Below are 23,366 nucleotides of genomic sequence, written 5' to 3'. Positions count from 1 at the left end.
CGAGCCGCGGCTTCCACGCCGAAGAGCCCGAAACCCGGACGCCCCAAAGCCGAATATCCGGTAAACCGGCAACCTTCACCTCCCCCGCAGACACGGCAAACCCCGCCGCCCCGAGGTGATTGCGTCCGCGAGGGACACCTGACACGGTGAGCCGATGCTGAATCAGGTGGCCGACGGCGTGTGGGTGCGGCAGAGCGCGTGGGTCTGGAGCAACACCACCGTCGTCGAAACGGACGACGGGCTGATCGTCGTCGACCCCGGCATCCACGGTGCCGAATTCGACGAACTCGCCGACGACCTGGACCGGCTCGGGAGTCCCGTCGTCGCCGGGTTCTCCACCCACCCGCACTTCGACCACCTGCTCTGGCACCCCCGCCTCGGTGACGTCCCCCGCTACGCCACCGCCGCCAACGCCGGCATCGCGGCCGAAGCCCGGGAACGAGCCCGGGCCATGGCACTGGAAACCGCGCCGGACATTCCCGTTGACCTGATCGCGCTCGTCACGCCGCTGCCCGCGGACGGCGGCCCGATCCCCGGCGAAATCATCGAGCACGACGCGCACGCCCTCGGGCACGCCGCTCTCCTGCTCGCCGACCGGGGCGTCCTGATCGCCGGCGACATGCTCTCCGACGTCCTGATCCCGCTGCTCGATCCTCGCCGCCCGGGCCAGCAGACCGCCTACCCGGCCGCGCTCGACCGGCTGGAAAAAGCCGTCCAGCACGTCGACGTCCTGATCCCCGGGCACGGTGCCGTGGCCAAGGGGCCGGAGATCGCGGACCGCTTCGCCGTCGACCGGGCCTACCTCGAAGCGCTGCAACGCGGCGAGGAACCGGACGACCAGCGTTGGGGTAAGCGCCCGTAGCGCCGTTCGGGTGACCGTGGGCGAAGTGGCGTATTCGGTGACGGCGGCCACGTCTCCTCTCTGTCAGCACCACCAGAGGGGGATGACCACCATGAACGCCGAACTGAATCGCCGGGCGATGGCGATGCTGCGGGCCGTCGGGGCCGGGCGGGCCGAACTCACCTGCAGCTGTGAACCCGACCTGCGGGTCGACGGCCTGCCGTGTTGCGACCAGGCGACCGCGCACCAGCTGGCCCGGGCCGGCCTGATCCGGCCCGTGCGGGTCGTCGCCGTCGGGCAGTGGACGCGGGCCGAGCTCACCGCCGAAGGCCTCCGGGCGGTGGGCGACACCCTCGCCGCCGCCTGACTCAACCTTCCGGCCCGCTCGCGCGTGTACCCGGCAAACGCGAGAGGGCATCCATGAAGGTGACTGCTGTTCTGCTCGGCGCCGGCCTGCTGTTGTCCGCGTGCGGGACCACGCCGGCCGGGGCCCCGGCGTCCCAGAACCTCAGGCCGGTCGAGTCCGTCACGTCCGCGCCGGCCGCGGATCCGGCCGCCGTGCGCTGGACGGACGGCTTCTGCTCCGCCGTCCACGGCTACCGGGAGCGCACCAACCGGGAAGCCGACCCCCAGCAGCCGACGCCCACGTCGATCGCCGAGTCGAAGAAGGCGCTCAGCGCGACACTGGGCGGCATCGCGGCCCGCACCGGCGAGACGGCCGACAAGCTCGCCGCGCTGCCGCCCGCGCCCGTGCCGCTCGGCGACACCGTCCGCCAGGCCTTCGTCACGAAGTTCACGAAGGCCCGCGACCGCGCCGCCGGGGCGAAGGACGAGCTCGACCGCGCGAAGCCGGACAACACGGCGGCCCAGGACCGGGCCGGCCAAGCCCTTTTCCAGGCTCAGCAGGACGTCGACGGCACCTACGACCCGGTCGGCGCGATGGCGGCGTCCCCGGAGCTGATGCTCGCCGCCGCCACCGCACCCGGCTGCAAGGCCTGAGACCTCACCGCCGCACGAGCGGAACCTGCAGCGGCAGGGACCGCGACGAGCCGCCGACGGACACGGTGAACGCGCCGCGCGCCGGCTGCCACGCGTGGGTCGCCGTGTCCCAGACCGAGAAGTCGCGCGCGTCCAGCCGGATCGTCACGCGCTGGGCCTGCCCCGGCGCCAGTGACACCCGCTCGAAGCCCTTGAGCTGGCGCGGCGGCTCGCCCGCGGCCGACGGGAAGCCCACGTACAGCTGGGCGACCTCGGCGCCCGCCCGGTTCCCGGTGTTCCGCAGCGTGAACGTCGCCGTGGCGCCGTCGCCGGTGTTGCGCACCGACAGGCCGGAGTAGGCGAACGTCGTGTACGACAGGCCGTGGCCGAACGGGAACAGCGGCGCACGCCCCTGCGCGTCGAACCACCGGTAGCCGATCTGCAGGCCCTCCGAGTACGTCGCGACGCCGTTGACGCCGGGGAACTGCGCCGGGGTGTTCGCCGGCGTGTCGGCGTCCGCCGCGGGGAACGTGATCGGCAGCTTCGCGGACGGGTTGACGTCGCCGAAGAGCACGGCCGCCACCGCCGCGCCGTCCTGCTGGCCGGGGTACCACGCCTGGAGGATCGCGGGCACGCGCGACGCCCACGGCATGAGCACCGGGCCACCGCTCTTCACCACGACCACGGTGTGCGGGTTGGCCTCGGCGACGGCGGCCACCAGGGCGTCCTGGGTGCCGTCCAGGGCCAGGCTCGGCCGGTCCTTGCCTTCGGCCTCGTTGTCCCCGACCATCACCACGCTGACGTCGGCGGTCCGGGCCAGCGCGGCCGCGCGCGCCACGTCACTGCCGTCGTCCAGGGTGACCGCGGCCCCCGGGACGCGCTGCCGCAGGCCCGGCAGCGGGTCCACTGTGGACGTCGGGATGACGGCCGAGCTGCCCCCGCCGCCGGTCTTGGCCTTGGTGGCGAACGGCCCGATGAGGGCGATCGACTTCACCGCGGGATCGAGCGGGAGCTGGGCGTGCTCGTTGCGCAGCAGCACCATGCCGCGTTCGGCGAACTCCTTCGCGGCGGCGTCGTGCCGCGCGGCCGGGAGCGGGGTGAGCACCGGCAGGTGGTCGAACTGGCCGAAGGCGAACATCGTGCGGAACCGCGGCAGCAGCAGCTCGTCGACGCGCTGCTCGCTCACCTGCCCGGCCAGCACGGCCTGCTTCATCTTCTCGCCGTACCAGGTGCCGTCGATCATTTCGAGGTTCATACCCGCGTTCGCCGACCCCACGGTGCTGTGCGCGGCACCCCAGTCCGACTGGACGAACCCCTTGAACCCCCAGTCGCCGCGCAGCTTGTCCTGCAGCAGCGCCGGGTTCTCGCACGTGAACACGCCGTTGATCTTCGGGTACGCGCACATCACCGAGCCCGCGTGCCCTTCGGTCACCGCCTGCTCGAAGTGCGGCAGGTAGATCTCGTTGAGCGTCCGCTCGTCGATGTGCTCGTCGACCCCGTGCCGGTCGGTCTCCTGGTTGTTCGCCGCGTAGTGCTTGACCTCGGCGATGGTGCCGTTCTCCTGGATCCCGCGGATGTCGGCGGCGGCCAGCGCGCCGGCGAGCACCGGGTCCTCCCCCATGCCCTCGAACGTCCGGCCGTTGCGCGGGACGCGGGCCATGTTGATGTCGGGCCCTTCGGACACGTTGTGCGCGAGCGCCCGGGTTTCACTGCCGATCAGCCGGCCGTACCGGCGGGCGGCGTCGGTGTCGAAGGTCGACGCCAGCGCCATCGTGGCCGGGAGCGCGGTCGCCGGCTTCTGCGGTTTGTCGTCGGCCGGGCCCATGCCCGCCGGACCGTTGGCGATGCGGAACCCCGGCACGCCCAGCCGGGGGATCGGTGGCACGAACCGCTGGTGCTCGGCGTCGGGCTGCAGGTGCAGCTGCGAGATCTTCTCGTCGAGGGTCATCGCCGCGACGAGTGCGGCGGCCCGGCGGTCGGGTGACTGGCGGACGTCTCGCCAGGGCTGTGCCTCGGCGGCCGCCGGGGCCACCAGTGACAACCCCAGAACCGCAACAAGAACGAACGGGCCGGTGCGCATCGAGTCTCCCTCGCCGCTGACGGGACCAACGGCGAACAAGCTAACTCATATGTGACTAGTAAACATAGACTCGATTGTCGTTCACATCCTTGAACCTACCCTGAACCTGGCCATTTCCCCGGCTCAAGCGCGGAAGGACCACCGGCGAGAGGGGGTCGACCATGGTCAAGAGACCCTGATCGGCCTAATGGCCACGAACCTGACGACGCTCGCGCTGCCGGCCCGGCGGGAGCGCAGCCCTGGGGCCGGTCGTCGCCTGACCCTCCACAGAGGACTCTCGAGGGCGTCCCGGGGACCGGCGTCAGCGGGCCGCGGCCAGGCGCAGCGCCCGGTACACGAACTGCTGGTCGCCGAGCCGGTGCCGCAGGTCGCGCTCCAGCCCCGCGATCGGGTAGAGGTTCTGCGGCGCCCGCGAGTCCTTGTAGGGAACCGACGCGAACCGCCCCAGTACCGACTGGGTGACGTTCGCCAGCTCGGCGACCTGCTCGCGCCCGAGGTGCGGCGCCGCCTCCACCCGCACGACCCCGGACCACGGCGGCCCGCCGGCCGAGGGCAGCCGCAGGTACCACGAGTGCCGGACCCACGTCGTGCCCATCAGGAACACCGGCGTGCGCTGGTGCGGGCCGAGCCGGCCGACCATCGCGTTGAGCTCACCGGGCAGGTACGTCGTCTGGTGGCTCTTGATGAACCCGACGGCCCGGTCGAGGTGCGCCCGGCCGCGCAGCGGGCCGTCCACGACCAGCAGGTCGCCGCGCACGTGGCCGTCGATCGCCGTGCGCGCCCGGATCGCCGTCTCCAGCTCGGTTTCGGCCAGCTGCTCCTGCAACGCCGACGACAGCACCACCGGCAGCGGCTTGTCCTCCTTGGCCGCCGCGCGGTACGCCGTGTACGTCCCGGCCGGGGTGGCGATGTCGTCCGCCCGCGGGGCGACGGTGAACAGCCCCCGCCGGACGTCGGTGCCGACGACGTGCGCCTGGCCCTCGCAGCAGCACACGACCCCGGCCGCGTAGGACGCGCAGATCCCGATGGACGCCGAGTTCGTGCCGGCCGGGTCGTCGATCCAGACGCGCGCGTCGATCCGCCGGACGCCGTCGACGAACAGCACGGCCTCGGGCGGCGAAACCGGCGAAGGGTCGATCGGCGCCCACTCGGCCTCCGGGACCTCGACGTCGAGCTCGACCTCGGCCTGCGAGCGGCCGAGGTCCTCGGCCTCCATCGAGCTGCCGTAGCCCGGGTCCCAGGCGTCGATGCTGAAGTTCATCCCGGCCACCGCGGTCATGCGCCCTCCCTGGCGATGTGCGAGCCGGTGCCGTCCCGGGTGACCAGGAACCGCACCGGGACGCGCTCGGCGAGCGCCGGCACGTGCGTGATCACCCCGACCATCCGGGAGCCGGACGCGGCGAGGTTCTCCAAAGTGGACGCCACGACGTCGAGGGTGGCCTCGTCCAGCGTCCCGAAGCCCTCGTCGAGGAAGATCGACTCCAGCCGCGTCGCACCTTCCGCGGCCATCGCGCCCAGCTGCGAGGACAGCGCCAGCGCCAGGGCGAGCGACGCCTGGAACGTCTCGCCGCCCGACAGTGTCTTCACCGGGCGCCGGGCGTCGGCCTCGTTGTGGTCCACCACCAGGAAGTCGCCCTTGTCGTGGGTCAGCTCGAACTGGCCGCCGGACAGTTCCAGCAGCGACGCCGACGCCTCCGCGACCAGCGTGTCGAGCGCCCCGGCGATCAGCCAGCGCGGGAACTTGTCCGAGCGCAGCAGATCCGCGAGCAGCCGGGCGACCTGGGCGTCGGACTCCGCCGCCGCGATGTCTTCGTGCAGCCCGGCCACCCGCGCCACGCGCCGTTTCATGTCGGTGTGGTCGGCTTCGGCGCGCGCCCGGGCGGCCGCGACGGCGACCGGGACGCGGTCGCGCACCGGTCCCTCCGGCACGGCCACCCCGAGCGCGGCGACGTCGCCGGCGACCGCGCGTTCGGCCGCTTGCAACGCTTCGGCGGCTTCGCCTTCGGCGGTCTTCGCGACGGCCAGCAGCTCGCGGTGGGCTTTCGCCTGGCCGGCGGCCCAATCCGTGAGCGTGGTCCAGGCTTCGAGGAGGCTCTCGCCGTCTGTGACAACCGGGGCTTCGCCCCGGGCCGGGGGCTCCGCCACCCGGACCCCCGAAAAGCCGTCGATCGGCGGAGCACCCAGGCCGACCAGCGGGTCCCGTGCGCGCGACAACCGCTGCCGCTCGGCGTCGACTTGGGCGCCGATGCCCGCTTGGGCATCCGTAGCGCGTTTCGCGGCCACCCGGGCGGTGCGCAGATCCGCGTCCGCTTGCTTCGCGGCTTTTTCCAGAGAAGCGACCTTCGCCAGTTCCTCGGTGACGACGGCAGCGGACGGCGCGCCGTCGAGCGCCGTGGCCAGTTCACCGCGGCGCCGCCGGGCGATGGCGAATTCGGTGGCCGCCGACTGTTCGGCCAAGCCCGCGTCGACGGCCCGCTTCCGCCGCTCCTCGGCGTTCCGCTCGGCGGCGGCGAGGTCGTCCGCCGCGACGACGGCTTCCTTGCCCCTGGCTTCGGCGGCCGCTTCGAGCGCGGCCAGTGCCGTCCGCCGGTCCGCCAGGGCCGAAGCCGCCCACGCGGTCAGCCGCTGCCAGCCCGCCGGGACGTCGTCGCCGTCGATGGCCGGCGCGCCCAGCTCCACCAGGGGGTCACGCGCGGCCCGCAGCGCTTCCCTGGCCGCCGCGAAGGACTTCTCGACGGCGTCGGCCTCGTGCTGCGCCGCCGCGCGTTCGGCGCGAGCCGCGGCCAGTTCCCTGTCGGCGGCGTTCGCGGTCTCGGCGAGGCGGGCGCGGCCGTCGATCGTCTTCGACAGCCACTCGCCCCGCTCGCGCACGGCGGCGACGAGGTCCGCGTAATCCCGCTCGGAGAAAGCAGCCTCGACCGGCCGCAGCAGCACGGCCGATTCCGGCGGCCCGGCCACCTCGGCCAGCACCACGCGCAGTTCCTCCGCCTGGGCGGCCGCCGACGCGGCCGAGTCGGCGTCGCGGTCGACGGTCCGTTCCAGCTTGCGCACGGCGGCTTCGGCGGCGGCGCGCTCGCGCTCGGCGCGCTCGAGGCGGTCCCGGGCCTCGGCCAGGTGGGCGTGCCCACCGGCGTCGGGCAGCGCCGTGACTTCCTGCTCGCACACCGGGCACGGGTGCCCGACGGCGAGGCCGGCCCGCAAGCTCAGCGCCTGCCCGGCCCGTTCCGCCTCGGTCACCGCGGTCTTCGCCGCCGTCACTTCGGCGTCCGTGCGGGCGAAGGTGCTTCGCACCGCTTCGAGTTCCGTCCGGCGTGCGGCCTGTTCGGGGGCGGCCTTCCGCTGCGCCTCGCACACCGCATACAGCGTGCGGGCATCGGAGCGGGCCGAGGCGAGTGGCGCGACGTCCGGCTGGGCGGCCAGCGCCGCCCGCGCTTCGGCGTCGGCGGCCTCGGCCGTGCTCAGGCGGGCGGCCGCGGCCTCCGTGCGCTTCGCCACGCGCGCCGAATCCGCCGACAGGTCCCCGAGATCCGCGGGCGGCCGCAGCCCGGCCAGCCGGTCGCGGTCCTGACGGGCCCGCCCGGCTTCGGCGGCGGCGTCCTCCGCGGCGCGGGCCGTCGAGTCCCGGTTCTGCCGGGCCTTCTCGACGACGGTGAGGGCTTCGGTGACCGCGACGGCGGCGGCGTCCTTGGTCCGCAACGCCGTTTTCGCCGCTTCTTCGAGCCGCGGGAGGGCCGTCTCGGTCGCCTCGAGCTCGGTGCGGTCGGCGCGGATCCGTTCCAGTTCACCGCGCGCGGGCGCCGCGGCGAGGGCGGCACGGGCGGCTTCGTCGGCCGTTTCCGCCGTCTCCAACGCGCCCCGGGCGGTCGTGACCGCGTCCGCCGCGTCGCGACGCCGGGTTTCGAGGTCTTCGACGCCGTCCGGGCGTTCCACGGCGTCGAGGACTTTCAGCTCCGCCGTGAGCGTGCCGACGCGTTGCCGGGCCTCGTCGTGCGCCCGGGTGGCGTCGTTCAACCCCGGCAGGGCCGCGGTCACCCGCGCGTCCAGCTCCGCGAGCGCCGTCGTCCGCGCCGCCAGCTCCGCGACGGCTTCTTCGGTGGCGTCGGCGTAGCTGCCGAGCTGTTCGGTGAGGACGGCGGCACGCTGCTTCTGCTGCTCCGCCGTCACCCCGGCCCGGCGGCCGATCCGCTCGTAGACCTCCAGGCCCAGCAGCTTGATGAGGATCTTCTGCCGGTCGGCGGCCTTCGCGTGCAGGAACTCCGCGAAGTCGCCCTGGGGCAGCGCCACACAGGTGCAGAAGTGCTTGAACGTCAACCCGAGCAGGCGTTCGACCGCCGGGGTCACTTCGGAGTCCGCGGCAACGGCGTCGGCGTCGTCCTCCGGCCCGCCCGTCGCGGCCGGGTCGATCAGCCGTTCCAGGCGGACGTTCTTGACGCTGACCGTGGGTTTCTTGCCGCCGCTGCGCCGGACTTCCCGCACGACGTGGTAGCGCGCGCCACCGGCGTCGAAGACCAGCCGCACGGTGGCGCGGTTCACCGTCGGGGCCAGCGCGGGCGCGACGAGGCCTTCGTGGTCCCACCGGGCGACCGAGCCGTACAACGCGAAGGTGAGCGCGTCGATGACCGTGCTCTTGCCCGCGCCGGTCGGCCCGACGAGCGCGAAGTAATCGGTGTCTTCGAAGCTGACTTCGGTCTTCTCGCGGAAGGACGCGAAGCCGGTCATCTCCAGCAGCACTGGCCGCATGTCACACCCCGCTCGTCTCTTCGTCGTGCAGCCGCGCGAAGAGCGCCTGCACGCGCTTGTCCTCGACGGTTCGCTCCGCGCAGTAGCTCGCGAACAGCTCGCCGGGCGAACGGTCCGCGATCGCGCGGTCGCCGCCCGAGGTCGTCACCGGCGCGGCGAACTCCGGGTCGATGCGGATTTCCAGGGCGTTCGGCAGGGCTTCCTGGATCTCCTCCCGCAGCCCGGCCCTGGTCGCTTCGCGGAGGTAGACGCGGAGGTAGTCCTCGCCGAACTCCCCCGCGCGGGCGATCAGTTCCGCCACCGTGCCGTGGACCGTCCGCAGCTTCCGCCCGGCCGTCAACGGGATGTCGGTGATCTTCGCCGGCGTGGCCGGACTCACCTCCACCGACAGCACGACGCTGGTGTTGTCCTGCTCGCCGAAGTCGACCGCGAACGGCGAACCGCTGTAGTGCACCGGGCACGCGGCGGGCAGCGACTGGCGGCGGTGCAGGTGGCCCAGCGCCACGTAGTGCGGGTCGGCGCCGAACGCCGTGGCGGGCACGTGGTACTCGAAGATGGACTGCGCCGCGCGTTCCCCGCCGCCCATCGTCCCGCCGGTCACCGTCAGGTGCGCCATGACGAGGTTCACCGCGCCGGGGGTGAACCCGGACTTGAGGTGCTCCAGGATGTCGCGCACGCGCTGGTCGTACTCGCCGGCGTTGTCCGCCGGGGTCCCCGCGAGCAGTTCGGCGGCGCGGACCGCGTAGCGCTGGGAAAGGAAGGGCAGCACGGCGACGTTGACGCGCTCGCCCGTCGAACGCGCGTCGAACGAGACGACGCCGCCGTCGTGGACCGGGCGGGGATCGCCGGTGAGCTGGATGCCCGCGGCCTTGAGCAACGGGCGGTACGCCTCGAACGTCGCGGCGTGGTCGTGGTTCCCGGCGATGGCCAGCACCTCGGCACCGGTTTCGCGCAGCGCCATCAGCGCCCGCACCACGAGTTCCTGCGCGGCCGCCGACGGCGCCGACGTCTCGTAGAGGTCACCCGCGACGAGGATCGCGTCGAACTGCCCGTCCCGCGCGATCCGGACGATCTCGCCGAGCACGGCCCGCTGCTCGTCGAGGCGGTTGCGCCCCTTGAGCGTCTTGCCGATGTGCCAGTCGGAGGTGTGCAGGAACTTCACCCTTCATCCTTCCGTTCGGGTGGTGGGCAGCCGGCTCAGAACGGCGGCGGGTCGTCGCCGAAGGGGTCGCTGCCGCGCGTGGGCAGCCCGGCGAAGGGATCGCTCTTCTTCGAGGTGGCTGTGGTCGTGGGGATCGTCCCGGCTTCGGAAAGCCGCGTGGCCCAGGCGGGGAACGGGAAGCCGACGGCGATCGGCACCGGGATCTCCGGCTGGCTCACGAACATCGTGCCCGGCGTGGCGAGCGTCGCCCGGACCCGCTGGCTGGCCGGGAGGAAGCCGTACTCGGGCCGCGAAGCCTCGGCGGCGTCGAGGCGGCCGACGATGCGGACCGAGCTGTTGCTGACGATCCGGCGCTCGACCTCGCTGGCGGTCTGCTGCGCGCCGATCAGGATGACGCCGAGGGAGCGGCCGCGTTCGGCGATGTCCAGCAGCACCTCCTTGATCGGGCTGCTGCCTTCCCGCGGCGCGTACTTGTTCAGCTCGTCCAGCATGGTGAACAACAGCCCGCCCGGACCGGCCGCCTCCTTGCGCGCGGTCTCCGCGGCGAGCGTCACGCCGACGACGAACCGCTGCGCGCGCTCGACGAGGTTGTGGATGTCCACCACGGTCACCTGCTGGTTCTCCGTGGACAACTGGCGCGCGGGGTGGTCGGCGAGGTCGCCGCGGACGAGGCCGGACAGCGCGCGCTGGCTCGAGCGCAGGCGGCGGATGAAGGCGTTGACCGTGCCCGCGCCGGTGACCGCACCCGCCCAGCTCGCGCGGGTTTCCTCGTCGGTGACGCGGTCGCAGACGACGTCGACGAGCTCGGCGTAGGTGCGGCACAGGACGCCGTCGACGTTCGCGGCGCCGTCCTTGCCCGCCGGGGTGCTGTCCAGCCGCAGGCGGTTCGCGACCTGGTGGATGACCATCGTGTACTGGTTGCGCTCGTCCTCGGCGTCGGCGAAGACGTAGGGCAGCAAGTCCTTGGCGCAGAACTCCGCGATGGTCCACCAGAACGCGCCGACGCCCGAGGTCCGCCCGGTCACGTGCGGCTTGCCCGTGGTGTCCGACGGCGTCGGCGGTGCGTAGAACCCGGTCGACGCGAAGGGCTCGGCGGGCAGGCCGAGCTTGGCGTACTCGGCCTTGAGCTTCTCGTCGAGGTGGACGTTCGGGGTGTCGAGGAACAGCAGGTCCTCGCCCTTGACCGAGAAGACGAGGGCCTTGGCGTTGTGGGCGTTGGGCAGGGCGCCGCCGCGGAAGATCGAGTGCAGCAGGAACAACGCGAACGACGTCTTGGTGGCCACGCCGGAGACCCCGCTGATGCTGACGTGCGCGCCGCGGGTGCCGTCGAGGAAGTCCATGTTGAGGTAGACGGGTTCGCCGTCCCGGCCCAGGCCGACCGCCACCTGGCGGGTCATGTTGTCGAAGTACAGCGCCTGTGCGCGATCCTCTCCCACGGCACGGGACACGACCGCCCCCGGCCGCGGCGGCACGTAGCATTCGGGCTCGACGCGGGTGGTGGCGATCTCGGCGATCTCCTGCACCTGGGCGGGCAGGACCCCGTCGGAGATCAGGAAGACGTCGCTGCCGAAGCTGGCGCCCTCGTGCCGCGCGCTCACCTGCGTCACGACGCCGTAAGAGGTGACTTCGCCGAGCCCCGGGAGTTCCCGCCGGGTCACGACGACGTCGTCGAGCTGCAGATAGGCGTCCGGATCGATGGCCACGCAGAACTGCAGCGGCGTCGAGTCCTCGGTGCCGGCCACCCGGCCGACCACGGTGGTGAGCGTCTCCTGGTCCACGGTTCTCCCTGTCTCACCCGGCGCTTCCTCCCGCGGCAGACTAGCCCGCCGGACCGACAGTCCCCCGCCCAACACGGCGTTGCCGCCACCGGCGTCGCCGCAGGCCACGACTGCGCCGAACGAGTGAGCTCACCCTCCGGGGAGTGCCTTTCGTCCCCGCCACAGGCATTCCCGGGGGCGTACCCGGTTGCGGCGCACCGCCGTGCCCGGGGGTCGCGCCGGACGGCCGCGGCGTTACGGGCGCCGCTTCCGCCTGGCTCCACGGCGAAGCGGCGCCGGAGGGCCCGGCGGGAGGCCCTCGATCCCCCGCCGTTGCGCGGGATCGGGCCCGGGTGGGCTCGGACACACGCCGCGACACCCCGCACCGGCGTGTCGCGGAAAAAGTTCTCCGGAAGGGCCTCGGGTCCTATATGGACGACCACTGTGGACGGCTCCCCCACCGGGTTTTGCCTGTTCAGGGGCATGGCGGGAGTCCGGGCCGCGCACCGGGCAGCCTCCGGACCAGGGCTCTCCGGAGGCGGAACCCGCCCCCGTACAAGGAAATATTTCGACCCCCGGTTGGATTTTGTGCGGTATTGGTAATACCGTGTGCAGTGTCGGCCGAGATGGGCCGTGACTAGTAGTTCCACTATGGAGGACTGGAATGACGAACAAGGCCCAGCTGATCGAGGCGCTGTCGGAGCGCCTGGGCGACAAGAAGGTGGCTTCGCAGGCCGTTGACGGTCTGGTGGACATCATCATCCGGACGGTCAACAAGGGCGAAAAGGTCAACATCACCGGCTTCGGGGTGTTCGAGAAGCGCGCTCGCGCCGCTCGCACCGCCCGCAACCCGCGCACCGGTGAGGCCGTCCGCGTCAAGAAGACCAACGTGCCCGCGTTCCGCGCCGGCACGACCTTCAAGGACGTCATCTCCGGCTCGAAGAAGCTCCCGAAGGCGACCCCGGTCAAGCGCGCCACCGCCGCCACCACCAGCACGCGGGCGACGGCCACCAAGACCGCCGCGGCCGCCGCGCCGGCCAAGGCGACGACGACCCGCACCACCCGTGCGGCGGCGGCCAAGCCGGCCACCACGCGCTCGACCACCACGCGGACCCGCGCCACCGCGGCGAAGCCGGCCGCCAAGGCCACCACCACCGCCACCAAGGCGGCCCCGAAGACCGCCGCCAAGACCACGGCGGCCAAGGCCACCACGGCGAAGGCGACCACCACGCGGGCCAAGACCGCCGCCGCCAAGCCGGCCGCGACCAAGACCGCCGCGGCCAAGAAGCCGGCCGCTGCCAAGGCACCGGCCAAGCGCACCTCCGCCGCCAAGAAGAAGTAACACCCCTGGCGACGATCGGAAGGGCCCCGCACCTGCCTGGTGCGGGGCCCTTCCGGCGTTCCGGGGGCGAGTGAAGGGCACGCCGGGCGGTTCCAGGTCGGGGCGGGATGTCCCCTCGCACCGAGGACGCCCGGCGATCCTCACGGGCCGGAGCCGGCCGTTCGCGCGCAAACCAGGCTGAGATCGCCGCTCACAGCTTGCCGCGCGGGGCTCGGCCTTCCCCCACTGTCGATCCGCCTCGCCCACTCTCCGGCGGCTTGAACGTCGTCCATCGCCCACGCCCCGGACGCGGATCTCGCCCAAGCGGCCGCCAACGCCACCACACAGGACATCGGCCACGGAACCGCCGCCGCAATTCCCCGCCCTCCCGCACCACGGAACCGGTCCCGGTCACCACTCACCCGATCCCCCGCCGGCCGCCGAACAATTCACCCCGGCCACTCGTTGGGGTGAACGCCCGCGGCCCTTTCCACCCCCGGCCCCCGACGGTTGCGTTCGGGCCTTCGCGGGTAGCCGTCCGGCAGAGAACGCAATCCGACGGCAAGGAGCCGCGATGACGGAGAACGAAAACCGGCCCGAAGCGGACCTCGCCCACAGCCGGGAGCTCATCAAAGAGGCGAAAGAAGCCGCCGCGGAGGCCCACCTGGCCGATCCCGCCGAAGGGGCCGCCGACGAGGCGCTCGAGACGGATCCGCCCTACCACCACGGCGAGCAGGGCTCCACGCCGTCCGGAACGTAGATTCCCGGCGGCATTTCCGCCGGTATTGCCGCCGCGCCGCCGTCGCCGGGCGAAAGCCGCGACCCGTCCGGAACGGCGGTGGCCGGTCCTATCAGGACCACCCCGGGCCGCCGCCGTTCCGGGTATCGGGGAGGAAATTGCCGTAGGTCTCCTCGGGTGGATACACTCGACCGAAGAACGCCGACCATTGTGCAACTTGTCACACGTCGCGTTCCCCCGGACGCACATCCAGCTGAGGAGCATTCCCGTGGCCCAGAAAGTCCTCGTCGAGATCCTGGACGACATCGACGGCAGCACCGCTGCCCAGACCGTTCAGTTCGGCCTCGACGGCGTCACCTACGAAATCGACCTTTCGGACGAGAACGCCGGCGCCCTGCGCGACGAACTGGCCCGCTTCATCGCGGCCGGCCGGCGCATCGGCGGCCGCAAGGTCCGCGTCGCCACCGGGCAGTCGACCACGACCAGCACCACCGACCGCGAGCGCAACCAGCAGATCCGCGCCTGGGCCAACGCGAACGGCTACGAGGTCTCCGAGCGGGGCCGGCTGTCCTCCGAGGTGATCGCCGCCTACGAGCAGGCCCAGGTCGAAGAGGCCGAGGCGCCCGTCGCGGCGCCGCGCAAGCGGGCGCCGCGCAAGAAGGTCGCCGCCGCCAAGAAGTAAACGAGGTGGCCGGGAGATCACTGGGGAGAGATCACCGCAGCGGCGGTGGCGAGGGCTGAACACCCTGGCCACCGCCGTCGGCATTCCCGGCGGGCGTGGGAGGCATCACACTGCCCGCGTTGTCATGAATTGTCAGCGCATTCAGCGCACGGTTTCCGGAAACCCGCCGGGCCCTCACCCGCGCAGCGCGGGTCCGATCCAGCGGCGGACCAGGGCACGCAGCTCGTCGTCGGCGAGCGGCGGTGTCGAGGGGTACTGCAGGAACGACAGGAACAGCCGCATCAGGACTTCGGCGAGGCCCCGGAGGTCCTCGTCGGTCGCGATACCGGCGGCCGCCCAGTCGACCGGCAGGTTGCGGAGGATCCGCGCGCCGTACGAAAACGCCAGCGGCGAAATGACGCCGTCGGTGAAGAAGTCCGCTTCGCCCGCCTGCAGGAGCAGGCCCATGTGCGGCTCCCCGGGGAGCGTCCGGACGGCGAACACCACGGATTCCACCGCGGCTTCGGCCGCGGTGCCGAACGTGGCCAGGTGCCGCTCCATCCGCCCGGCGAACTCCTCGACCCCGGCCAGCGCGACGGCCCGCAGGATGTCCTTGAGGCCCGGGAAGTAGCGGTACACGGTCTGCCGGGTGACGCCCGCCTCGGCGGCGACGTCGGAGAGGCTCGTCTTGGCCAGCCCGGCCCGGTCGAGGCACGCCGTCGCCGCTTCGACGATCCGGCGGCGTGCCTCGTCTTCGGTGCCGGGCGGGTTGCCCTGCCATCCGTGGTGCCCCATGCCGCCATCTTCCCCGAGAACGGTCGCTCAGGCGGGGGCAGGGGCGCGGTCCCGCCGCCGGTACAGCGCGAGCAGCAGGAGCCCGGCTCCGGCGAAGCAGGCGAGCGCGTACCACCCGCTGCCGATCGGGGTGCCGTCCGCGGTGACGCCGTCCTTCGCGGCCAGGTGAGCCGGCAGGGTCCCCAGCCAGAACACCGCCATCCCGCCCAGGTAAAGAGCCGGATAGCACCGCGTGAAGGCCGACAGGGGCTCGCGCGGTTCCCCGGAACGCAGGTGCGCCACGACGATCCACCCGCCCACCACCCACAGCAGGCCCAGCTCGACGCCGAGGATCCACGCCCGCGCGTCTGCGTTCTCGCCGGCGAAGCTCGACGGGATCCCGGCGATCGCCATGGTCGGCGGGGTCAGGACGCCGGCCAGCAGCGTCCGCCACACCAGCCTGCGCCGCGGCGGACCGCCGGTCAGGCGCACGACGAGGTAGGTCATGGCGGCCATCGAAACGGAAGCGAACAGCAGCATGCTGTTCAACGGCACCGACGCCAGCGCCGGCCGGTTGACGATCGCGTTGGCCGGGTTCCAGGCCCACCACTTCAGCTGCGGGCCGAGGTGGTCGAAGACTTCGTAGAACACCTGGCAGACGAAGGCCACGGCCACCGATCCCCGCAGCGCACCGCGCCGGAAGAGCCCCAGCGAGCGCACGACCTCGTAGGCGAGCTGACTGAACGCCGGGTAGAACGCCACGATGTAGAGCGGCAACCGGTCCGCCATGAACTGCACGGTGAACCGGTTGTGGGCGAAGATGAAGCCGTACAGCCGGTCGAGCCCAAACCACTCCGGGAAGTACAGCGGCGGCTCGGTGACGAAGAGGTAGACCAGCGAAGCACACCACAGCGCCAGGTTCACCGGATCACCCTCGCGGCGCCGGCGCAGCGCGTGCACCAGGGCGAACACCGCGCCGCCGACGATGAGCAGTTCCAGTAGCGGCATCGTCCAGTGGGCAAGCGCCCACGGCGGCCGGACCGAAACCACCGGCGACACGGCGTGGCAGTCGAAGCCGAGACCGCGCGTGACGGCTTCGGCGTCCGGCCCGCACGCCGTGCTCATCGCGCGGTCGCCGTCGCCGCCGAGTAGTCCGTGGCCGGTGGTTCGGTCTGGGGGTCGAACCCGAACGGGACGCGGTGCCGGCCCAGCGCCGCGCGGACGCGGTAGCGCACCAGGCCCGCGAGCACCCGCGGGTTGCGCAGCATCTGCCCCAGCGACTCGTCCAGGTTGAACACCTTGGCGAAGTGCTCGTCGACCACTTCGTCCTCGCGGGCCGCTCCGACGACGAGGCTGAACGCCGGGGCCGACATGGCCGCGACGATGCGCCGCCGCCACTCCGGCAGCTGTTCGGTGCCCACCGCGCACGCGTAGCCCTGGTCCCTGGCCATCGCCAGGCGCCACGGCACGCGCAGCAATCCGCGTTGCGCGGCAAGGAAGCGGGCGGTGAACCTCGCGTCGAGCCGTCCGGCGCGGGACAGGTGCTCGCGCAGCAGCAGGGCCGAAGCCGACGCGGAACTGATGCCCTGGGCGTAGAAGGGGTTGAACGCGCAGATCGAGTCGCCGACGAAGGCCAGCCGCCGCGGCGGGGTGCGCAGGCGGTCGTAGCGCCGCCACTTGTTGCCGGTCGAGCGGGTGAGGTGGACCGGTGAGGCGGGGGCGCACCGGTCCATGGCGTCGGCGAACAACGGCGTCCGCACCCGGCGCGCGGTCTCGACGAACGCGTCGGTGGTGCTGGGCATCTCCAGTCCCCACGAACCCATGCAGGCGATGACGCGGTTGCCTTCGATCGGGAAGAAGTTGACCAGGAACTCGTGCTCGGCGGGGTGCTCGCCCTTGTCCGGCGTCGGCATGATCACCAGGTGCCGCCACCACCAGGACGCGGGGCGTTCGGCGGGCAGGTCGTACCAGCGCGAGGTGTAGGTGACCTTGGCGTCCAGCGTCTGCACGTCCGGCTCGGGCCAGCCGGCCGCCGCCAGCCAGCCGGCGACCGGGGACCCGCGGCCCATGGCGTCCACGACGAAGTCGGCGTCGACGTGCTCCTCGCCGTCGGCCGCGGTGAAGCCGACGCCGGTGATCTCCCCGTCCGCGGTCGTCAGGCCGCGCACCGCGACCCCTTCGCGGACGACGACGTTGGCCAGCTCCCGCACCTTGTCCCGCAGCACGCGCTCGATGAGGATCCGCGAGCCGTAGACCATCGTCATGGCACTGCGCTTGCGCGCCGACCAGCCCGGCCCGTCGAGGTAGGCGGCGTCCATGGACGGCATCAGCAGCAGCCCGCCCGCCGCGATGAGGTCGTCTTCGAAGCCGGGGAACAGCGCGCCGATCGCCCGCCGGCCCGAGTTGAGCAGGAAGTGGGGGTGCTTGCTCTGCGGTACGCCGCGGCGGTGCTCGGCCCCGTCGGGCAGTTCGTCGCGTTCCAGCACCAGTACGCGGTCGAAGTGCGGGGCGAGCGCGCCGGCCGCGCAGAGACCGGCGGCACTGCCTCCGAGGACGACGGCGGTCTTGCCGAGCCGCATGCGGATCAACTCCCGTCATTCATACAAAGAGACACCGAATGTATGAATGACCACCGGCGGGTGTCAAGCCCCGTTCGACGTCCACAGTGGACACACTTGCCCGATTCGCCGCGGATTTCCGAATGCGCTCGGCTTCGGCCACGGAAGGCCGATCGACGATTCGACGACTTCGGTTGCCAAACGCGGAACTCACCGTCTAAGCTCTCTCCAGCACAAATGTTAGCGCTAACACCTTGCAGCGCCGCAGGGAGGTTTTCATGCTGCCCATCGTCGCCGGTTCGCCCTGAGCCCTCGCTCCGCTCCTGATCACAGGCCCGGCCGACCGATCCACCCTCGTCTTTCCCCCGCATTCCGGACGCCCGGACGATTCTGCACGCCGACGTCACGGAATCGTTTCGCCCTGCGTTTTTCCCGGTCCCCACCCCTCGAAACGGAGAGCTTTTCATGTTCGCTCGGAGAACTGCTTCTCTCCTGGCCGGCGGGGCACTGGCGCTCGCCGCCACCGTCCTGAACGCCGGTCAAGCCGCCGAGGCGGCCACGTCCCTGCCGTGCGACATCTACGGCGCCGCGGGCACCGCCTGCGTCGCCGCGCACAGCACCACCCGCGCGCTGTACTCGTCCTACAACGGCCCGCTCTACCAGCTGAAGCGGGCGTCCGACGGCGCCGTCGCCAACGTCGGGCTGCTGGCCGCCGGTGGGTACGCCAACGCAGCCACGCAGGACTCCTTCTGCGCCGGCACGACGTGCGTCATCACCGTCATCTACGACCAGTCGCCCCGGCACAACGACCTGTTCATCGAACCCGCCGGGGCCGCGGGGCCCGCGAACTCCGGCGTGCCCGCGGACGCGCTGCCCGTGACCGCGGGCGGCCACGCGGTGTACGGCGCGTCGTTCTCCGGCCGCATGGGCTACCGGCACACCTCGGCTTCGGGCGTCGCCGTGAACGGCCAGGCCGAAGGCATGTACATGGTGACGTCCGGAACCCACGTCAACAATCGGTGCTGCTTCGACTACGGCAACGCCGAGGTGTCCATCGCCGACACCGGCAACGGCCACATGGACGCGATCAACTTCGGCACCGAGTGCTGGTTCTCGCCGTGCGTCGGCCAAGGCCCGTGGGTGCAGGCCGACCTGGAGAACGGCCTGTTCCAGTCCGACGCCGGGCCGAGCAAGAACAGCTCCTACACCGGCAACGCCGCGCCGTTCGTCACCGCGCTACTGAAGAACGACGGGCAGAACTTCTTCGCCACGAAGGACGGCAACGCCCAGTCCGGCGGCCTCGCCACGCGCTACGCCGGACCGGAACCGGCCCAGCCCGGGTATTCGCCGATGCAGCAGGAGGGATCGATCGTCCTCGGCACCGGCGGTGACAACAGCAACGGCTCGACCGGCTCGTTCTTCGAGGGCGTGATGACCAGCGGGCTGCCGACCGACGCGGCCGACAACGCCGTGCAGGCCAACGTCGTCTCGGTGGGTTACGGCGGCCCGAGCCCGGTGGCCGGCGGCACGCTGAACCCCGGCTCGACGATCTCGCTGCGCGCCACGACGGCGTGCTGCACCACGCGGTACATCCGGCACCAGTTCGACGACGCCGTCACGTCGGTGGTGAGCTCGGGCAGCCCGGCCCTGGACAAGAACGACGCGTCCTGGATCGTGCGCCGCGGCCTGGCGAACCCGTCGTGCGTGTCGTTCGAGTCGCGCAACTACCCGGGTGACTTCCTGCGCCACTACAACTACCAGCTGCTGCGCCGGCCCATGGACGGCAGCGCGGCCTTCCGCGCGGACGCGACGTTCTGCCCGCAGGCCGGGAAGAACGGCCAGGGCACGTCCTTCGCCTCGTTCAACTACCCGGACCGCTTCCTCCGCCACTACAACAACACGGTGTACATCGCGAGCAACGGCGGGCCCGACACCTTCGACGCCACGGCCTCCTGGGCCGACGACGTCAGCTGGGCCGTCAACGCCCCCTGGGCGCCGTAGCCGGCGTCCGGATCCGCGGAACCGTCCCCCCGTGCGGTTCCGCGGATCCGGCGTTTCCCGCCCCGCCCGCAGGGGTAGTCCCCGCCTGCGACAGGAGGGCGGCCCATGACCGACGACGAACCGTCCACGGCCGCGCGCATGCGGGCGGTGGCCGCGGAGCTGGGGTTGCAGCCGGAAGACACGCGCTCGCACACCGGCGACTTCGTGGGCGGGCAGATCCGCTTCGCGGGCCGGGCGGCAGAACGCGAACCGAGCGACTACCTGCTGCGCTGGACGCCCGGGCAGGGCTGGGAGCTGGCCGCGGAGGCCGGCGGATCGGCACTGCGGATCGTCGCCGGACTGCCGGGAACCCAGACACCCGAGTCGGTGGCCGACTTCGTCCTCACCGCCCTGTCCGAGCGCGGGGAACGCCCGGTGCGCCGGTCGGACGAGGACGTTCCCGAGCCGGCTCAGCGGCCCTGGTAGCCACGGACCGGGCGCTGATCCACCGTGGACGGTGTCCTGAGCGAGGCGCCGAACCTCCCGCCGGCAACTCCCGTGTAGCGAAGCCACCACGTCCTACGATTGACTGGGTGGGCGGGGGTCGGGCGGAGGAGCGCGGATGCAGGCACGGATTCGGGTGACCGCGGGGGATTCCCGCGACAGGCTCCGGCCGCTCTTGTCCTGGCTGAGAGCCGAGAGCGAACTGCGCGGGCAGCTCGAACTGACCAGCGCCGCCCCCGCACCGGACGAGATGGGCGCGGTGGCGGACGTGCTCACCGTGGCCCTCGGCAGCGGAGGCGCGGCGGCGGTGCTCGCCCGGTCGCTGTCGGTCTGGCTCCGGCAGCAACGCTCGGACACCACGATCGAAATCACCACGGCCGGGGACGGCGCCCGCTCGGTGAAGGTCACCGCTCAGCGCGTCGAGGACGCCGAAGCCGTGATCAAGAGCGTCCTCGACGCCGAGCGGGAGAGGTAGCCGGTGCGCCTGCCCGATCCGGGGCGGTCTCGCGTCGTCCTCGTCGGCACCGCTCGCTACCCCGACGACGAGACCCTGCCGGATCTGCCCGGGGTGCTGGGCAACGTGAGCGGGCTCGCCGACCACCTGACCCGCGAGGACCTCGGCGGGTTCTCGTCGCGGCACTGCACGGTGATCACCGATCCGGCCAACAGCAACCAGCTCGGCTCCCGGATGGCCGAGATCGCCGAGCAGGCGGAGGACACCCTCCTCGTCTACTACGCCGGGCACGGCTTGGTCGACGCCGACGGCGCGCTCTACCTCGGCCTGTCCTCCACCCGGGCCCAGCGCGTCGCCTACACGGCGATGCCGCTCACCACGATCGACCGGATCTTCCGCGACAGCCCCGCGATCCACAACATCCTGATCCTCGACTGCTGTTTCTCGGGCCGGGCCATCGAGGCGATGGCCGATCCCGGCTCGGTGGTGTCCGGGCAGATCGACATCCCCGGGCGCTACACCCTCACCTCCTCCGCGGCCAACGAAACCGCCAACGCCCCGGCCGGTGCGCCCCACACCGCGTTCACCGGCGAACTCCTCCGGCTCCTCGGCGACGGCCTGACCGACGGCCCCGAACTGCTCACGCTCGCGCAGATCTACCGCCACCTGCTTCGCGCCCTGCACGCACGCGGGCTGCCGAAGCCGCAACGCCGTGGCGGCGGCACCGTCGACGACCTGGCGATCGCCCGCAACGCCGCCTGGACGGCGGGACCGCACACCGTTCTGCCGTCCGCGGTCGCCCGCGCCCTGCGGGAACCCTTGCCGCAGGATCGGGCGGAAGCGATCGGCATGCTCGTCACGCTGGTCAAGGGCGACGAGCCGCGGCTGGCCCGGGCGGCGCTCGAAACGCTGACCGAGCTCACCGACGACGACAGCCGGTCCCTGGCGAGCAAGGCAGCCGAAGCCCTCCGGGCACTCCGGGAGGAACCGGCTGTCCCACCTGTCCCCGAGACGCCGGCCGAGCCTCGGGAACCGGAGCGTCCGCGGGCCGACGAGCCGCCGCGGCGGCAGCTGACGGCGGTCGGCATCGACTTCGGCACCACCAACTCCGCACTGGCCACGCTCGAAAACCGCAGCCCGTTCCTGGTCCCCAACGCCGAGGGAACGCTGACGACGCCGTCCGTCGTCGCGTTCGCGAAGTCCGGCGACGTCTTCGTCGGGCAGTCCGCGAAGAACCAGGCGGTGACGAACGCGGACCGGACGTTCCGCTCGGTCAAGCGGCGTATCGGGACCGACTGGAAAACGCCGCCGATCGACGGGCAGCGCTACACGGCGCAGGAGATCGCCGCCAGGATCCTGGCGAAGCTCAAGCACGACGCCGAGGAGGGGCTGACCGCCCGGATCACCGACGTCGTGCTCACCGTGCCCGCCTACTTCACCGATCACCAGCGGCAAGCCACCAAGGAGGCCGCCGAGATCGCCGGGCTGAACGTCCTGCGGCTGCTCAGCGAACCGACCGCCGCGGCGCTGGCCTCCGGCCTGGGCGCTCCCGACGAGGCCACGGTGCTCGTCTGCGACCTGGGCGGCGGCACCTTCGACGTCTCCCTGCTCGAATGCGGCATGGGCGTCTTCGAGGTCAAGGCGACCAGCGGGGACAACCGGCTCGGCGGGGACGACTGGGACCAGCGGATCGTCGACCACGTCGTGGACCGGTTCCGGCGCGCGCGGGGCATCGACCTCCGGGCCGACCGGATGGCGCTGCAGCGGCTCCGGGAAGCCGCGGAGCAGGCCAAGATCGCCTTGTCCAGCGTGCAGCGCACGACGATCACCCTGCCCTACATCACGGTGAGCGCGGAGAAGGAGCCGTTGCACCTCGACGAGGCCCTCACCCGGGCCGAGTTCGAAAGCATCACGGCGGACCTGCTGGACCGCGTCCGCGGCCCGGTCACCGACGTCCTCCGCGAAGCCGGCATCACCGCGGCGCAGATCGACCACGTCCTGTTCGCCGGCGGCGCCGCGCGGATGCCGGCGTTCCTCGGGCTCGTTCGCGAGCTGCTGCACGGAGCCGCGCCGAAGCAGCGGTTCAGTTCCAACGAGATCGTCGCCGCCGGCGCCGCCCTGCAGGCCGGCGTGCTGATGGGCGAGGTGCAGGACACGCTCCTGCTCGACGTGAACCCCGTTTCGCTCGGCATCGAAACCCAGGGCGGAGTGTTCACCAGGGTCATCCCCCGCAACATCGGCATACCGGCGAAGCGTTCGGAGATCTTCACCACCGCGGAGGACAACCAGCCGTCCATCCAGGTCAGCGTGTACCAGGGCGAGCGGGAGATCGCGAAGGAGAACCGGCACCTGGGCACGTTCGAGCTGACCGGCCTGCCACCGGCACCGCGCGGCGTGCCCCAGTTCGAGGTGACGTTCGACCTCGACCCCAACGGCGTGATGCACGTGTCGGCCCGCGACCTCGGCACCGGCCGAGAGCAATCGCTCGAGATCTCCGGCGGCGTCGGCCTGTCCCGCGACGAGATCGGCCGCATGGTGCGCGACGCCGAACGCTGGACCGAGGAGGACCAGCGCCGCCGCGCGGAGGCGGAGCTGCGCAACCGCGCCGAGACGTCCATCTACCAGCTCGAGGCATTCATCCGCGAACACGGCGGCAAGTTCCCGTTCGAGATGCAGGGCCAGGCCCGCCAGGCGATCGACGTCCTGCGCACCGCCCTCGCCGGCACCGACACCACGGCAATCAAAACGGCGGCCGACAAACTCGACGAGGTCAGCAGGCAGATCGGCGTGGCGATTTACCAGCAGCGGCCGAGCCTG

General features: G+C 72.1%; 17 protein-coding genes and 2 pseudogenes. 11 read left to right on the top strand and 8 right to left on the bottom strand.

The window, feature by feature from the left end; genetic code table 11:
* Window positions 1-154: 154 nt before the first annotated feature.
* From AB0F52_RS12985 to AB0F52_RS12975, 3 genes are all read left to right on the top strand, one after another.
* Window positions 155-862, top strand: a complete 708-nt coding sequence (locus AB0F52_RS12985; protein WP_360168868.1) for an MBL fold metallo-hydrolase — start codon at window positions 155-157, stop codon at window positions 860-862.
* Window positions 863-953: 91 nt separating this feature from the next.
* On the top strand, window positions 954-1,208 hold the full coding sequence (locus AB0F52_RS12980) for a hypothetical protein (RefSeq protein ID WP_360168865.1): 255 nt from the start codon (window positions 954-956) through the stop codon (window positions 1,206-1,208).
* Between the two features lie 53 nt (window positions 1,209-1,261).
* Window positions 1,262-1,840 carry a hypothetical protein gene (locus AB0F52_RS12975; protein WP_360168862.1) on the top strand — a complete coding sequence of 193 codons (579 nt, stop codon included), beginning with the start codon at window positions 1,262-1,264 and terminating at the stop codon, window positions 1,838-1,840.
* A 4-nt stretch (window positions 1,841-1,844) separates the two neighbouring features.
* Here the strand turns inward: AB0F52_RS12975 and AB0F52_RS12970 are convergent, their stop codons facing one another.
* The 5 genes from AB0F52_RS12970 to AB0F52_RS12950 all read right to left on the bottom strand — a co-directional run bounded on the left by AB0F52_RS12970 (window position 1,845) and on the right by AB0F52_RS12950 (window position 11,579).
* Entirely contained in the window at window positions 1,845-3,899 is a 2,055-nt protein-coding gene (locus AB0F52_RS12970; protein ID WP_360168859.1) for a glycoside hydrolase family 3 C-terminal domain-containing protein, read from the bottom strand.
* A gap of 301 nt (window positions 3,900-4,200) precedes the next feature.
* Entirely contained in the window at window positions 4,201-5,178 is a 978-nt protein-coding gene (locus AB0F52_RS12965) for a hypothetical protein (RefSeq protein WP_360168856.1), read from the bottom strand.
* Entirely contained in the window at window positions 5,175-8,639 is a 3,465-nt protein-coding gene (locus tag AB0F52_RS12960) for an SMC family ATPase (protein WP_360168853.1), read from the bottom strand. Before AB0F52_RS12960 ends, AB0F52_RS12965 begins: the two co-directional genes overlap by 4 nt.
* Before the next feature lies 1 nt (window position 8,640).
* Complete coding sequence (locus AB0F52_RS12955; RefSeq protein ID WP_360168850.1) at window positions 8,641-9,801, bottom strand: exonuclease SbcCD subunit D; 1,161 nt, start codon at window positions 9,799-9,801, stop codon at window positions 8,641-8,643.
* Window positions 9,802-9,836: 35 nt separating this feature from the next.
* On the bottom strand, window positions 9,837-11,579 hold the full coding sequence (locus tag AB0F52_RS12950) for an ATP-binding protein (protein ID WP_360168847.1): 1,743 nt from the start codon (window positions 11,577-11,579) through the stop codon (window positions 9,837-9,839).
* A gap of 643 nt (window positions 11,580-12,222) precedes the next feature.
* On the opposite strand from AB0F52_RS12950, the gene AB0F52_RS12945 reads away from it, so the two are divergent.
* The 3 genes from AB0F52_RS12945 (at window position 12,223) to AB0F52_RS12935 (ending at window position 14,300) form a co-directional block, all read left to right on the top strand.
* Entirely contained in the window at window positions 12,223-12,900 is a 678-nt protein-coding gene (locus AB0F52_RS12945) for an HU family DNA-binding protein (protein ID WP_360168844.1), read from the top strand.
* Between the two features lie 553 nt (window positions 12,901-13,453).
* Window positions 13,454-13,639, top strand: a complete 186-nt coding sequence (locus AB0F52_RS12940) for a hypothetical protein (protein ID WP_103335481.1) — start codon at window positions 13,454-13,456, stop codon at window positions 13,637-13,639.
* A 247-nt stretch (window positions 13,640-13,886) separates the two neighbouring features.
* On the top strand, window positions 13,887-14,300 hold the full coding sequence (locus tag AB0F52_RS12935) for an Lsr2 family protein (protein ID WP_360168841.1): 414 nt from the start codon (window positions 13,887-13,889) through the stop codon (window positions 14,298-14,300).
* 174 nt (window positions 14,301-14,474) lie between these two features.
* Here AB0F52_RS12935 and AB0F52_RS12930 read toward each other — a convergent pair whose 3' ends face one another.
* The 3 genes from AB0F52_RS12930 to AB0F52_RS12920 are packed head-to-tail and all read right to left on the bottom strand — an operon-like array spanning window position 14,475 to window position 17,632.
* The gene (locus AB0F52_RS12930; protein ID WP_360168838.1) at window positions 14,475-15,074 is read right to left on the bottom strand and encodes a TetR/AcrR family transcriptional regulator; all 600 of its coding nucleotides are present in this window, start codon (window positions 15,072-15,074) and stop codon (window positions 14,475-14,477) included.
* A 27-nt stretch (window positions 15,075-15,101) separates the two neighbouring features.
* A complete protein-coding gene (locus tag AB0F52_RS12925) occupies window positions 15,102-16,178 on the bottom strand; it encodes a hypothetical protein (RefSeq protein WP_360168835.1) in 1,077 nt (358 codons plus the stop codon).
* Window positions 16,175-17,632, bottom strand: a complete 1,458-nt coding sequence (locus AB0F52_RS12920; protein ID WP_360169570.1) for an FAD-dependent monooxygenase — start codon at window positions 17,630-17,632, stop codon at window positions 16,175-16,177. The genes AB0F52_RS12925 and AB0F52_RS12920 overlap by 4 nt, the downstream gene beginning before the upstream one ends.
* 444 nt (window positions 17,633-18,076) lie before the next feature.
* Between AB0F52_RS12920 and AB0F52_RS12915 the strand changes: the two genes are divergently transcribed.
* The 5 genes and pseudogenes from AB0F52_RS12915 to dnaK all read left to right on the top strand — a co-directional run.
* Complete coding sequence (locus AB0F52_RS12915; protein ID WP_360168832.1) at window positions 18,077-19,612, top strand: alpha-L-arabinofuranosidase B; 1,536 nt, start codon at window positions 18,077-18,079, stop codon at window positions 19,610-19,612.
* A gap of 105 nt (window positions 19,613-19,717) precedes the next feature.
* A complete protein-coding gene (locus AB0F52_RS12910; protein ID WP_360168829.1) occupies window positions 19,718-20,077 on the top strand; it encodes a DUF6292 family protein in 360 nt (119 codons plus the stop codon).
* Window positions 20,078-20,213: 136 nt separating this feature from the next.
* Window positions 20,214-20,570 (top strand): hypothetical protein, encoded by a 357-nt coding sequence (locus AB0F52_RS12905; RefSeq protein WP_360168826.1) that lies wholly within the window; start codon window positions 20,214-20,216, stop codon window positions 20,568-20,570.
* A 3-nt stretch (window positions 20,571-20,573) separates the two neighbouring features.
* Window positions 20,574-21,206: pseudogene (locus tag AB0F52_RS12900) on the top strand (caspase family protein); the annotation flags it as partial.
* Between the two features lie 414 nt (window positions 21,207-21,620).
* Window positions 21,621-23,348 (top strand): annotated as a pseudogene (dnaK, locus tag AB0F52_RS12895) (molecular chaperone DnaK); the annotation flags it as partial.
* Between the last annotated feature and the right edge of the window lie 18 nt (window positions 23,349-23,366).

It is taken from the genome of Amycolatopsis sp. NPDC024027 (genome assembly GCF_040638975.1).
In the GTDB taxonomy this organism is placed as follows: domain Bacteria; phylum Actinomycetota; class Actinomycetes; order Mycobacteriales; family Pseudonocardiaceae; genus Amycolatopsis.
This window is presented reverse-complemented; position numbering and strand designations above follow the sequence as displayed.

Bases quoted from the DNA above. Each gene is read 5' to 3' on its own strand.
- AB0F52_RS12960 (WP_360168853.1), bottom strand. From the start codon at position 8,639: ATGCGGCCAGTGCTGCTGGAGATGACCGGCTTCGCGTCCTTCCGCGAG.
- AB0F52_RS12965 (WP_360168856.1), bottom strand. From the start codon at position 5,178: ATGACCGCGGTGGCCGGGATGAACTTCAGCATCGACGCCTGGGACCCG.
- AB0F52_RS12905 (WP_360168826.1), top strand. From the start codon at position 20,214: ATGCAGGCACGGATTCGGGTGACCGCGGGGGATTCCCGCGACAGGCTC.
- AB0F52_RS12930 (WP_360168838.1), bottom strand. From the start codon at position 15,074: ATGGGGCACCACGGATGGCAGGGCAACCCGCCCGGCACCGAAGACGAG.
- AB0F52_RS12980 (WP_360168865.1), top strand. From the start codon at position 954: ATGAACGCCGAACTGAATCGCCGGGCGATGGCGATGCTGCGGGCCGTC.
- AB0F52_RS12970 (WP_360168859.1), bottom strand. From the start codon at position 3,899: ATGCGCACCGGCCCGTTCGTTCTTGTTGCGGTTCTGGGGTTGTCACTG.
- AB0F52_RS12940 (WP_103335481.1), top strand. From the start codon at position 13,454: ATGACGGAGAACGAAAACCGGCCCGAAGCGGACCTCGCCCACAGCCGG.
- AB0F52_RS12920 (WP_360169570.1), bottom strand. From the start codon at position 17,632: ATGCGGCTCGGCAAGACCGCCGTCGTCCTCGGAGGCAGTGCCGCCGGT.
- AB0F52_RS12945 (WP_360168844.1), top strand. From the start codon at position 12,223: ATGACGAACAAGGCCCAGCTGATCGAGGCGCTGTCGGAGCGCCTGGGC.
- AB0F52_RS12925 (WP_360168835.1), bottom strand. From the start codon at position 16,178: ATGAGCACGGCGTGCGGGCCGGACGCCGAAGCCGTCACGCGCGGTCTC.
- AB0F52_RS12910 (WP_360168829.1), top strand. From the start codon at position 19,718: ATGACCGACGACGAACCGTCCACGGCCGCGCGCATGCGGGCGGTGGCC.
- AB0F52_RS12985 (WP_360168868.1), top strand. From the start codon at position 155: ATGCTGAATCAGGTGGCCGACGGCGTGTGGGTGCGGCAGAGCGCGTGG.
- AB0F52_RS12915 (WP_360168832.1), top strand. From the start codon at position 18,077: ATGTTCGCTCGGAGAACTGCTTCTCTCCTGGCCGGCGGGGCACTGGCG.
- AB0F52_RS12975 (WP_360168862.1), top strand. From the start codon at position 1,262: ATGAAGGTGACTGCTGTTCTGCTCGGCGCCGGCCTGCTGTTGTCCGCG.